General features: G+C 43.5%; 5 protein-coding genes, 20 tRNA genes, 1 rRNA gene and 1 riboswitch. Of the genes, 2 read left to right on the forward strand and 24 right to left on the reverse strand.

What is annotated here, in order from left to right; translation table 11 throughout:
- The first annotated feature begins 108 nt into the window (after positions 1–108).
- Positions 109–678, forward strand: a complete 570-nt coding sequence (locus T408_RS0106940; protein ID WP_028119306.1) for a tRNA (mnm(5)s(2)U34)-methyltransferase — start codon at positions 109–111, stop codon at positions 676–678.
- A gap of 117 nt (positions 679–795) precedes the next feature.
- Here T408_RS0106940 and metK read toward each other — a convergent pair whose 3' ends face one another.
- Positions 796–1,974: a methionine adenosyltransferase gene (gene metK / locus T408_RS0106945; RefSeq protein WP_028119307.1), complete on the reverse strand. Its 1,179-nt coding sequence runs from the start codon at positions 1,972–1,974 to the stop codon at positions 796–798.
- Positions 1,972–2,053, reverse strand: a riboswitch (SMK box riboswitch). Its footprint overlaps the gene before it by 3 nt.
- 74 nt (positions 2,054–2,127) lie before the next feature.
- On the reverse strand, positions 2,128–4,635 hold the full coding sequence (locus T408_RS11780; RefSeq protein ID WP_028119308.1) for a DUF1002 domain-containing protein: 2,508 nt from the start codon (positions 4,633–4,635) through the stop codon (positions 2,128–2,130).
- 204 nt (positions 4,636–4,839) lie between these two features.
- On the opposite strand from T408_RS11780, the gene T408_RS0106955 reads away from it, so the two are divergent.
- The gene (locus tag T408_RS0106955) at positions 4,840–5,628 is read left to right on the forward strand and encodes a hypothetical protein (RefSeq protein ID WP_028119309.1); all 789 of its coding nucleotides are present in this window, start codon (positions 4,840–4,842) and stop codon (positions 5,626–5,628) included.
- 72 nt (positions 5,629–5,700) lie between these two features.
- Here T408_RS0106955 and T408_RS11785 read toward each other — a convergent pair whose 3' ends face one another.
- From T408_RS11785 to rrf, 22 genes are all read right to left on the reverse strand, one after another.
- A complete protein-coding gene (locus tag T408_RS11785) occupies positions 5,701–6,192 on the reverse strand; it encodes a CsbD family protein (RefSeq protein ID WP_028119310.1) in 492 nt (163 codons plus the stop codon).
- Between the two features lie 141 nt (positions 6,193–6,333).
- Positions 6,334–6,404, reverse strand: a tRNA-Gly gene (locus T408_RS0106965).
- Positions 6,405–6,422: 18 nt separating this feature from the next.
- Positions 6,423–6,495, reverse strand: a tRNA-Met gene (locus tag T408_RS0106970).
- 267 nt (positions 6,496–6,762) lie between these two features.
- A tRNA-Ser gene (locus tag T408_RS0106975) sits at positions 6,763–6,852 on the reverse strand.
- A 28-nt stretch (positions 6,853–6,880) separates the two neighbouring features.
- Positions 6,881–6,952 (reverse strand) — tRNA-Glu (locus T408_RS0106980).
- A 12-nt stretch (positions 6,953–6,964) separates the two neighbouring features.
- Positions 6,965–7,054, reverse strand: a tRNA-Ser gene (locus T408_RS0106985).
- A 27-nt stretch (positions 7,055–7,081) separates the two neighbouring features.
- A tRNA-Ile gene (locus T408_RS0106990) sits at positions 7,082–7,149 on the reverse strand.
- 12 nt (positions 7,150–7,161) lie between these two features.
- Positions 7,162–7,234 (reverse strand) — tRNA-Asp (locus T408_RS0106995).
- A 20-nt stretch (positions 7,235–7,254) separates the two neighbouring features.
- Positions 7,255–7,327 (reverse strand) — tRNA-Met (locus T408_RS0107000).
- Positions 7,328–7,492: 165 nt separating this feature from the next.
- A tRNA-Ser gene (locus T408_RS0107005) sits at positions 7,493–7,582 on the reverse strand.
- A gap of 25 nt (positions 7,583–7,607) precedes the next feature.
- Positions 7,608–7,681: transfer RNA gene (locus T408_RS0107010), tRNA-Ile, on the reverse strand.
- 11 nt (positions 7,682–7,692) lie between these two features.
- Positions 7,693–7,766: transfer RNA gene (locus T408_RS0107015), tRNA-Met, on the reverse strand.
- A gap of 13 nt (positions 7,767–7,779) precedes the next feature.
- Positions 7,780–7,852, reverse strand: a tRNA-Ala gene (locus T408_RS0107020).
- A gap of 13 nt (positions 7,853–7,865) precedes the next feature.
- A tRNA-Pro gene (locus T408_RS0107025) sits at positions 7,866–7,939 on the reverse strand.
- Positions 7,940–7,948: 9 nt separating this feature from the next.
- Positions 7,949–8,022 (reverse strand) — tRNA-Arg (locus tag T408_RS0107030).
- 39 nt (positions 8,023–8,061) lie between these two features.
- Positions 8,062–8,147: transfer RNA gene (locus T408_RS0107035), tRNA-Leu, on the reverse strand.
- Positions 8,148–8,181: 34 nt separating this feature from the next.
- Positions 8,182–8,253, reverse strand: a tRNA-Gly gene (locus T408_RS0107040).
- 8 nt (positions 8,254–8,261) lie between these two features.
- Positions 8,262–8,334: transfer RNA gene (locus T408_RS0107045), tRNA-Thr, on the reverse strand.
- Between the two features lie 170 nt (positions 8,335–8,504).
- A tRNA-Leu gene (locus T408_RS0107050) sits at positions 8,505–8,586 on the reverse strand.
- Positions 8,587–8,618: 32 nt separating this feature from the next.
- A tRNA-Lys gene (locus T408_RS0107055) sits at positions 8,619–8,691 on the reverse strand.
- Position 8,692: 1 nt separating this feature from the next.
- A tRNA-Val gene (locus tag T408_RS0107060) sits at positions 8,693–8,768 on the reverse strand.
- 10 nt (positions 8,769–8,778) lie between these two features.
- A 5S ribosomal RNA gene (gene rrf, locus T408_RS0107065) occupies positions 8,779–8,880 on the reverse strand; the annotation flags it as partial.

Here is an 8,880-nt window from a genome sequence, read left to right on the forward strand (position 1 = left end):
ATGATACAATTAACATTATAAATAAGTCTTAAGGAAATTAATAGTTTATCAACAGCTTTGTCGACTAGACTTAAAATATGTAATCTTTTTGTAATATAAGGAGGTATTATGCTTAGTGCACTCAGATTTGGTCACCAACAATTAGACCAACTTATTCAAGATTTTCCCCAAGGAAATTTTATCGATGGAACTTTAGGTAATGGCCATGACTTGACCCGGATCCTAACACACTCGGCCTTTGGAGGCCATGCCTACGGCTTCGACATCCAGGAACAAGCCATCCAGAACAGCCAGGAACGCATCAAGCAAGCAGGCCCTATCAAGGGAAGCTATCAACTCTTTCAAGCTAGCCATGACCAAATTGATCACTACTTGAATGAAGTGGAAGCCTTTCACGGAGCCATCTACAATCTTGGCTATCTACCTGGGGGAGACCATCAAGTAACCACCCTCGCGGATTCTACTATCCAATCCTTGAAACAAGTCGCGGAAAAACTTGTTCCCAAAGGTAAGATCATTGTTATCGTCTATCACGGCCATCCCCAAGGAAAGTTGGAGCGTGACGCTGTTCTAGAAGAGTTAAGCTCCTGGCCCCAAGAAAACTATCAAGTTCTCCAATACGGCTTTATCAATCAAATCAATAATCCTCCCTTTGCCCTCATTATCGAAAAAAGGTAAAGGCAAAATCAATCATTGGCATCCGGTTTCTTTTACAAGAACTTGGATGCTTTTTACTAAGGAAATAAAAAAGAGGAATACCAGCTCAGCTGATAATTCCTCTATATCTAGTCCTTATTATGAACGAACAGCTGCAAGTAGGGCATCAACCTTATCTACTTGTTCCCAAGGTAGCTGAATATCCGTCCGGCCAAAGTGTCCATAGGCCGCTGTCTGTTGATAAATCGGACGGCGTAAATCTAGCATTTCAATGATGCCCCCAGGCGTTAAGTCAAAGACTTCACGGATGGCTAGGATTAAGCGATCTGGATCAATCTTAGCTTCTTCATCTAAGCGGACATTAATAGAAGTCGGCTCACTCACGCCAATCGCATAAGCCAATTGGATCTCACAAGTATTAGCTAAACCACTGGCTACAATGTTCTTAGCAACGTAACGGGCAGCATAAGAAGCTGATCGGTCGACCTTGGTTGCGTCCTTACCAGAAAAGGCTCCCCCTCCATGGTGGGCTGCTCCTCCATAAGTATCCACAATAATCTTGCGTCCGGTTAGACCAGAATCCCCTACCGGGCCTCCAATCACAAATTTACCCGTTGGATTGATCCAATAACGTGTATTCTCATCCAGCCACTCACTAGGAACAACCGGCTCAATCACTTCTTTAATTAGGTCTTGGCGAATGGTTTCTAATTCAATACTTTCATCATGCTGACTTGAAATAACAATATTATCGATTCGGACTACTTCACCCGCTTGATTGTATTCAACTGTCACCTGGGTCTTACCATCAGGTCCCAAGTAGTCCAAAATATTATCCTTACGAACCTTAGCCAAGCGACGCGCCAATTGATGGCTTAGGTCAATGGCCAAAGGCATATAAGATTCTGTCTCCTTGCTGGCGTAACCAAACATGATTCCTTGGTCCCCAGCGCCAATCTCTTGTTCTTGTGATTCACGAGTTTCAAGTGCATCATCGACTCCTTGGGCGATGTCTGGCGACTGCTCATCCAAGGATACCAGGACAGCAACATTGTCCGCATCAAAGCCATATTTAAAGTCATGGTAACCAATCTCACGAATGGTCTCGCGGACAATCTTTTGAATGTCTACATAAGCCGTTGTCGTGATCTCTCCAAACACTAGAACCAAGCCCGTATTCACTGCGGTCTCACAAGCCACGCGAGCCATTGGATCTTCAGCTAGAATGGCGTCTAAGATAGCATCACTAATTTGATCGGCTACCTTATCTGGATGGCCCTCCGTTACTGATTCTGATGTAAATAAATAATTTGACATATAATTTCCCCCCATTTAATTAGAGTTACAAGGCATTTTCACAATAGTGAACCCTATCGGGAATTGATTTGTAACGTGGCCATTATATCACATTGAGCTTTTGAACTGAATAGCAATTAAGTTTAAATACGCTTTCTCAAGCTAAGGTCAATATCACTCATCGACAAAATCATACTCCCTCTCAAAACTAAAACTAGTCTCTGGTGTATAGAAGGTGCTTTCTCCTGTGATACCAAATAACTTAGCTACTTGGCCAGTAGAAGGATCATAAGTCTCGTTCCAAGGGAAATTTCCCGAATATACAGCTGTCATCGGGGTCATCAGGTAGATTCCATCCGAATAGGTTAAATAATTATTTTGAATAAAGTATGGTGAGGTCCCACTGACTCTAGCAATTTGTCTAGCTGCTTCAGCCATATCGGGGTCTCCGTTAAAAATGGTTTCCCCATTCCTGTAACCTTGGATCCAAGATTCCTTGATCGATTGATCATTAGTAATATTTGAGCCATTAGTCTCAGAGACAGCAAAAAGGTAAAGCAATGTCCGGAAATAATTAACTAATTGAGTCTGCTCGCCATCCAGTGAATAAAATTCAGGAATCAAAAAGGTATGCATGTAAATCTTATTGACGGATATAGAAGCATAAGAATCATCTTTGATTGCACCAATTAATTTATCAATCATGGCCTGGATGACTTTGGGACAAGCAGGCCGATTCTGTAATTCTTGGGCTGCCTCAACAAGCGTACTGGAATTAAGAAGCGAGTAATCTGGATTCTCAGGCAATTGTTGAAGAATGTCGATCCAATTGCCTTGGTAGAGAGAATTGTTGTCTAGTGCCAGTAGGTCAGAAGACTCACTAACTTCATCTCCACTCGAACTCTCTTCCTCTTCTCTTCCTGGGGCCACTTCTTGCCCACTCTCTTGGGATGGTTTTTCCACTAACTCAATATAGCGGTCTTTATCCGAAGGTTTGTCATACTTAGCCGGCACAGCCATGGCCAAGCGTCCATCGCGCTTGCGATAAACATAAACTTGTTCGTAGCCATAAGCAGATGGATTATCCGGATCTTCATAAGTCAAGCGACTATTGACCTTAATGGTATTAAGCTGGTCTTCTTCAGCAGCATAGACTTGGATTTCTTGAGTATCCTGATGATAGAGCTTGACGGATTTACTTCCTGATATATTCCGGTGGCCCTTTTCTGGGTAGATGAGTTCCCTGTTCGCTCGATCAAAGTACACTTTATCAGGCTGGCGACTATCTTGGCGGTATAGGTCAGCAGTCTGTGGTAATTCATGCCAGTTTAAGGAATAAGGATATTGATCGCGGTCCACTTCCACTTGATAGAATTCAACCAAGGCTTCCAAGTAGACAGCAAGTGTGATTTGACTGCCCATTGGCATCAAGTAACCATCTGGAAAGAAGTCGCCGACAATTAATTGACCTGGTGTATAAACAACCTGCCCACTTAAAGCAGCTGCCTCTAATTCTCCAAGAATCCGAATGGCTTCTTCCTCCGATAAAAATCTCTGCGGGTGACCAGCATGCCCCGAATCTTTAAGTGTTTCTAGAGCCTTCTGGCGCATATCAATTAAATCTTTACGACCAGCCTGGTCTAACTCCTGATCTAAGCGATCCATCTCATCAATCGCTCCCTCATTATCGTTAGCGATCACCTTTGAAAAGTCTAAAATAAATATAATAAGATCATCCAATAGATCTTGAGAAACTTGGATCGTCATACGATCAAGCTCTTGGGTGACGATCACTCTAGCCGTTTCTTTATCTAAGTTGCCTTTTTCTTCGACCTGTTCGATCACGCGCCGGCGCAAGTTAATGAATAATTCATTGATTCTAATTTGCGGTAGACCAGTCTCTTCCTGGATTCGAATCACTAGATTAACTTGGTCATTAGTGTTTTGATAGGCTTCTTGATCTCCGATACCAGCTTGATCCAGCCAAGCGTATAGACCGACCAAAGCCCCTTCTCCTGTGACCTCATGTAAACTAGCTACTCGGATTAATTTGTCCCTGACACCACTATTAATGGCTGCATTACGGTAGGTTAAGTCACTGACTCGGGTGATTTTATTAGGGGTTACCACTTCCACTTGCACCCCTGAATCAGCAGCTAAGGGAATAATCGCGACACTCGAGAAAACACGGGTCTTAGACGTGGAGCCATCATGTAGGTAGCGGTCGACCATAGGCCCATCCACTTCGACCACCTGGTCTTGAGGAAAGTCTTCCGCTCCCAGAAGTCTGAGGGTTTCTAATCGTTCGCTCTTGGTTAATGTGGCCCCAATAGCCAAATGCTCAACCTTTACCTGTTTATCTGGAGAACTAGATGAATTCTCTTGAGGCAAGAGTTGACTAGGTAGAACTTCTTGCCAAGCATTCAAGTCCACATTGGCACGCAAATAAAAATAGGCCAATAAACAAAGAAGAAGGACCACTAATATTTGAATGAGGCGCTTAACGACACTTAAGCAACCCCGCCGTGGTTGACGCTTGAACCGTTGGCTACGACTAATCCGACCCGACTCATTTGCTGATTCCAGTGAGTGTTTCTGAAGGTCTGGACCGATTGGATAACCACAATGGCCACAATATTGATCATTAATAGCTATGGGATGTTGACAGTTTGGACAATGCATTATCGAATCTCCAATTCTATTCGTTATTTATAAGAACAGAATAGCATATTTAACCCCTATATTTGGCGAATCCATCCTGAACAGCTGAATTTAGACCCTGATCTGCAAAAAAGGATGCTGAATTAATAGAGATAAGATTTTAGATTTATTATTTCCCACTTGTATAGTAGAATAGAACTACAGTGCAAACGAAGGAGGCTTATTGTGCGTAAGTTTATCAAAACACTTCAACATCCCCTACTAAAAATCTTTCTTGGCCCCTTAGCTTTGATTATTTTTGGTCTGAGCGTAGGGATAGCCAGAGGCCAACAAATTTCTTGGCTCCATATTTTATTGCTTTATCTAATTGTTTTTCTAAGTGAATTATTGGACCATTTCTTTTACTTGAAATTTATTCAACATCGACCCGAACGAGCCCCGCAAGCACTTCAGTATCTATGTCAGATAGGGCTAGTCTTGTTAACAATTACTTTAAGTTTTTCTGTTAATTGGTCCGTGATTCTCTTACTCATAGCTTATTATGCTTTTCTGCATTTAAAGTATTTTCCGTTTCCTTTTACAGGCAGTCTTTATGAATTTGTGCTAGCCGTTTTCTTTAATGGCTTTGTCTTAAATGCTCTTGCCTATGCTACGATGACTGGGAACTTAAATCAGAGCTTTCTCACTAGTTTAGTTCCTATTATTATTGTTGCCACCGCTGTCAATCTTTCCCGTTATCAGGCCTTGGGCTATCTAAATAAATTTAAATTTAAATTTTGGGGCCCTTTAAGCTTAATCTTAGCGATTATTGCTAGCATTTATGCCTTTAGCCAAAGTCTTCCTAGCCACTCTTTCTATCTCTGTCAGATAGTTTTCTTGCTAATTAGTTTGGCTAGTGCCCAACCATTGATCGTCTCTACCTATCAATCCCACCAGTGTCAAAATAAGATCAACTACCTATCTACTTTCCAATTTTTCTTTTGTATATCTTATGCACTGGCCTATATCCTTTAATCAGACAAGGTTGAACCTTGTCTTTTTTGATACAAAAAACCCCCGATTTTCAATCGGGGGAAGATATAGAAATTATTGCTCGTCTTCAGCTGTATCGTTTAATGATTCGTTGACAGTTGATTGAGCATGTTGTTCAAATTCTTCAGCCTTACGGTGAGCTTCAGTTGCGCGTTCACGGGCTTCTTCTTTGTTTTGTTCATTTTCTTCGATGGCTTGTTGACGTAACTCTTCTGCTTTTGCTGCAGCTTCTTCTTTTAGTCGTTTTCCTTCATCGATTGCTTCTTTTAAGTTTTCATCAGCTTTTTGGTCAACATTTTCAAGAGTTTGCGCACTTTGACGTTTTAAAGCTTCAGTTGCTTCCGCAGCACGTTCACTAGCAGAAGCTTTTAATTCAGCTTCATTTTGGCGACCTTTAGCAACAGCTTGCTTCATTTCGCCATCAATTTGTTGTTCAATACCAGACGCTTGAAGTTCAGCATTATCAGTAGCTTTACCAAAAACCTCTTTTACTTTACCAATTACTTCGTCAGTTTGACCTTTAATGTTTTCCCATGTATCAGTCATCGTATTTCCTCCTAAAAAACAAATTATTTATTTATTCCAGTATAGCACACCTTTTTGCAATAAGCATTTCAAACGATTCTATTAAAGAGATAAAAGTAAAATTTTGAAACAAAAAAACCGATCTAACGATCGGTCTTGGTAAGCGGGTGACGAGAATCGAACTCGCGACAACAGCTTGGAAGGCTGTAGTTTTACCACTAAACTACACCCGCATGTTATTCAAATTAAAATTGCGGGGGTAGGATTCGAACCTACGACCTTCGGGTTATGAGCCCGACGAGATGCCAGCTTCTCCACCCCGCGGTAATAAAAAGAAGCCCAATGTTTAAAATAATTTCCTACTAGAAGAGTAATTATTAAAGTAACTTCCAGTTGAACAACAGAGCTAATGCTCACTTGTACTACATCCGTAATCGCCACAGGCTCAACGGGTATAGTAATGATCAAAACAGCTAAAGCTGTTTCGTACTGGGAGAGTAATTGCTAGAGCAAGTACTCAAATGAACAACGTGACCTAACGGTCACCTTGTACTGTATCCGTAACTCGCTTCGCTCGAACGGCTACAGCAAAGGAGGATGAGGGATTCGAACCCCCGCACGCTTTTACACGCCTGACGGTTTTCAAGACCGTTCCCTTCAGCCGGACTTGGGTAATCCTCCAAAGTAAAAAATACTACTAAAGTAGTAATGATCCGTACGGGATTCGAACCCGTGTTACCGCCGTGAAAGGGCGGTGTCTTAACCACTTGACCAACGGACCATAATAAAAATACGGAGAAGGAGGGATTTGAACCCTCGCGCCGCGATAAAGCGACCTATGCCCTTAGCAGGGGCACCTCTTCAGCCTCTTGAGTACTTCCCCAAAACCAATACTGAATAATTTTCAGTATGGGCCTGAGTGGACTCGAACCACCGACCTCACCCTTATCAGGGGTGCGCTCTAACCAGCTGAGCTACATTGCCTACAAGCGGTCCGGACGGGATTTGAACCCGCGATCTCCTGCGTGACAGGCAGGCATGTTAACCCCTACACCACCGGACCAGATGATGCTAGAATAGCAATTGCGGGGGTAGGATTCGAACCTACGACCTTCGGGTTATGAGCCCGACGAGATGCCAGCTTCTCCACCCCGCGATAATAAAATATATTCCTTGGTATATGTGGAACAACGTGACCTAAGGATCACTTTATACTACATCCGTAATCGCCACAGGCATAACGGGTATAGTAATGATCAAAACAGCTAAAGCTGTTTCGTACTGGGAAAGTAATTGCTAAAGCAAGTAACTCTCCCAGCAAAGGAGGATGAGGGATTCGAACCCCCGCACGCTTTTACACGCCTGACGGTTTTCAAGACCGTTCCCTTCAGCCGGACTTGGGTAATCCTCCGAAATACTATATGAAATCCATAAAATGGACCTTGTAGGACTCGAACCTACGACCGGACGGTTATGAGCCGTCTGCTCTAACCAACTGAGCTAAAGGTCCAACCTACAAAATAGCGGCGAAGGGGATCGAACCCATGACCTCCCGGGTATGAACCGGACGCTCTAGCCAGCTGAGCTACACCGCCATAGTATTAAAAATGGAGCCTAGCGGGATCGAACCGCTGACCTCCTGCGTGCAAAGCAGGCGCTCTCCCAGCTGAGCTAAGGCCCCATAAAATAATAAATCGGGAAGACAGGATTCGAACCTGCGGCCCCTTGGTCCCAAACCAAGTGCTCTACCAAGCTGAGCTACTTCCCGGAAATATTATACACCCTACAGGACTTGAACCTGTAACCTCTTGATTCGTAGTCAAGCACTCTATCCAATTGAGCTAAGGGTGCATATGAAGTTATTATAGCATAATCTTAAGAATTATGCAATGCCGAGGACCGGAATCGAACCGGTACGGGATTTAACTCCCGCAGGATTTTAAGTCCTGTGCGTCTGCCTGTTCCGCCACCCCGGCAAGCTATTAATTAGCTATGCCATCTTTTAGGCAAAGCGGATGACGGGATTCGAACCCGCGACCCCCACCTTGGCAAGGTGGTGTTCTACCACTGAACTACATCCGCGTAGAAAGTGCCGGCTAAAGGACTTGAACCCTCGACCCTCTGATTACAAATCAGATGCTCTACCAACTGAGCTAAGCCGGCAATATTAGTATATGTTTGAAGAGTAGCATCTCTCTAGCCACTTAGATTTCCAACTGATGTGAGTGCGTACGTCACTTGCGTTCCTACGCTCTCAACATACCAACTGAGCTAAGCCGGCAACATTATATATGTTTGAAGAGTAGCATCTCTCTTTCATACTTGTGTATGAATGCGGGTGAAGGGACTTGAACCCCCACACCTTGCGGTACTAGATCCTAAATCTAGCGCGTCTGCCAATTCCGCCACACCCGCGATTTAAATCTACTATTAAATAAGTAGAATTATGACCTGTGCAGGAATCGAACCTGCGACCCACTGATTAAAAGTCAGTTGCTCTACCGACTGAGCTAACAAGTCATGGTGGAAGATGACGGGATCGAACCGCCGACCCCCTGCTTGTAAGGCAGGTGCTCTCCCAGCTGAGCTAATCTTCCGGTAATTAATGCGTGGCAACGACCTACTCTCACACGGGCTACCCCGTACTACCATCGGCGCTAAGAAGCTTAACGGCTGTGTTCGGCATGGGAACAGGTGTGTCCTTCTTGC

The sequence above is a fragment of the Hutsoniella sourekii ATCC 700629 genome (assembly GCF_000518205.1).
GTDB classification, from domain to species: Bacteria; Bacillota; Bacilli; order Lactobacillales; family Aerococcaceae; genus Hutsoniella; species Hutsoniella sourekii.

Coding starts and splice junctions, on each gene's coding strand:
- T408_RS11785 (WP_028119310.1), bottom strand. CDS start 6,192: ATGACTGATACATGGGAAAACATTAAAGGTCAAACTGACGAAGTAATT.
- T408_RS0106940 (WP_028119306.1), top strand. CDS start 109: ATGCTTAGTGCACTCAGATTTGGTCACCAACAATTAGACCAACTTATT.
- metK (WP_028119307.1), bottom strand. CDS start 1,974: ATGTCAAATTATTTATTTACATCAGAATCAGTAACGGAGGGCCATCCA.
- T408_RS11780 (WP_028119308.1), bottom strand. CDS start 4,635: ATGCATTGTCCAAACTGTCAACATCCCATAGCTATTAATGATCAATAT.